Genomic DNA, 2,243 nt, shown 5'->3' on the forward strand with positions numbered 1-2,243 from the left:
CGGGCAGCCCGTCGCGCGTCCTGCTGTGCGCGATGGGCACGGGTCGCGGCCTCGAATCCCTGAGGAGCCTGCTGGACGACCAGGCTCGTGGCCTGTTCGGACCGACCGTCCTTCTGGGAGCGGCGATCACCGACCCGGTGGCGCGCATGCCCAGACCATTGGTGGAGGGAAGGCTGCGGATCGCGTCCGTCACCCGCGTGTGGCGACTGCCCTACATCCGCGGGCTCGAACTCGAAGGGTTCCCGACCCGATGGCCGTCGGCGTACGCGCGTCTGCTGCGCGATGTGGACGGCCTGCCCCGATAGCGTTCCCGAACCGTCGGATGATGATGCCCGACCGTTTTCTCGATTGCATTATCCACTCCATGAAGGGAGCAGACCATGAAAACCATGATTCCGTCGGCGTTGATTCTCGCGGAGACGCTGAGCGATCCGACCCCGTGCCTTCCGCCTGGATTCTCCGGGCCGGTCTCGACCGCTTTGGGATGGGTGAAGGCGTTGAGTCTGGTGATCGGCGTGATCGCGCTGGTGCGCATCGGCGTGCACATCCTGCGCCAGCAGGGAGACGGGGTCCCCGACCGCGACGACACGTTCGACAAGCTCGTCAACTGGGTGATCGGCATCTTCCTCGGCGCAGGCGCGGTAGCGATCCTGAGCGCCCTTGGCCTGTCCGTGACGGCGAGCTGCTGACGGCCATGCGCATGCCGCGACGCCTGCGACGCAGCCTGTGCGCGCTGCTGCTCGCCTTCTCCTGCCTTGCCTGCCTCGCGGGCTGCGGGGGCCCTGATTTCGGCTCGTTCGCCGACGAGCTCACGTTCGGCGACGAGGAGGTGAGCGACGTGCAGACCACGTACGTGATGAGGATCCCCGAAGGCGGCCTGGGCGACCTGATCGGCCCCAACCAGATCCAGTGGACGCTCGACAACTACGGGTCCACGGGGCAGGCCGGCGTCACTCCGATAACGTCGAAGAAGGCGGCCCGCAGGTTCCTCATGGAGGCGCCGCAGCTCCAATGCACCGCGTTGCAGAACACGTACCAGAAGGAGACCTCGGACGAGGGAAGCTGGGTGTACCGGGATTCCTCCTGCGTCAAGCAGCGCACGCTCAGCTGGCTGGAGAAGACCCTGTGGGGCATGTACGAGAAGCAGTCGGACGAGACGATCGAATGGCTGTCCACGAGCCGCAACACGCTGGTCGCCGCTGACGGCACCGTCTCCACGCTGCACGCCAACGCGTCGCCCGACTACGACGACTGGTTCACGCCGGCGAACCGCTATCTGCGAGTCGCTCAGGGCGTGCTCGTCGTCGCGGCCGCGGTCAGCCTGTGCGTGCTGAGCGCGCGCATCGTATGGAACGTGGCGGACGGCATGAAGGGACCGCTCCTGGACAAGGCCGGGTGGATATTCCTCGGCGTGCTGCTCGGCTCCTCGTCGGCGAGCATCGCGCTCACGTTCTTCTCCCGCTCCTCCGGCTCCAATCCGTCGCTGCCATCGTGGACTCCCTCCGGCGCCTGGACGCAGGGCGGGGTCTCGTTCTTCCTCTCCGACTGGGTGCGCATGCAGATCGACCCGTTCCTGATCCTCGCCGCGGTGTGCGGCGTGATGGCGGCCGGCTGGAAGCTCGTCACCCAGCAGGAGGGGCGTGGCCTGGTCCCGCTGGGCAAGGCGTTCATGTGGGCTATCCTCACCAGCGTGTGCCTCGCCGGCATGGTCAACACGTTCCAGTCCACGTTCGACTCGTGGACCGCCGGCGTGCTCAGATCCGCGTCGGGCATGATGAACGACGCGTGGGAGGCGAACACGCTGGCGGCCAGCCAGTTCTTCGACCTCGGCGCGCCGGTCGCGATCGTGCTGACGATCGTGGTGTGGATATGCGGCCTGATCAGCAAGGTGTTCTGCTACCTGCGCGCCGGACTGCTGCCAATCCTCGTGGGGGTCGCCCCCATGTGGGCCGCATTGTCGTGGACCGAGCAGGGCCGCCAGTCGTTCGCGAAGACCCTGGGCTGGCTGGCCGCGTTCCTCTTCTACAAGCCGGTGGCCGCCTTGGTCATGGCGACGGGCAGCGCGATCATGACGACAGCCGGAGCCGGCGACGACAGCCAGGCCATCACCCTGATGCTCACCTTGAGCGTCATCATCCTCCTTCCCGCCATGATCCGCATGATCGTTCCGGCAGTGCAATCCTCGGTCGGCGGTGGCGGCGGCGGAATCATGCCGTCGGTGCTGGGCATGGGCGCGGCGGGAG

General features: G+C 67.1%; 2 protein-coding genes and 1 pseudogene. All 3 read left to right on the forward strand.

Annotated features, from left to right (window positions below; genetic code table 11):
* Positions 1-305: pseudogene (locus tag BISA_RS13150) on the forward strand (hypothetical protein); the annotation flags it as partial.
* 84 nt (positions 306-389) lie between these two features.
* Entirely contained in the window at positions 390-689 is a 300-nt protein-coding gene (locus BISA_RS11590; RefSeq protein WP_033892143.1) for a hypothetical protein, read from the forward strand.
* A gap of 5 nt (positions 690-694) precedes the next feature.
* Positions 695-2,243, forward strand: a 1,549-nt coding sequence (locus BISA_RS11595) for a hypothetical protein (RefSeq protein WP_033892142.1), incomplete at its 3' end; no start/stop codon positions are given.

Origin of the sequence: Bifidobacterium saguini DSM 23967 (genome assembly GCF_000741715.1) — a bacterium.
Lineage (GTDB): Bacteria > Actinomycetota > Actinomycetes > Actinomycetales > Bifidobacteriaceae > Bifidobacterium > Bifidobacterium saguini.

Coding starts and splice junctions, on each gene's coding strand:
- BISA_RS11590 (WP_033892143.1), top strand. CDS start 390: ATGATTCCGTCGGCGTTGATTCTCGCGGAGACGCTGAGCGATCCGACC.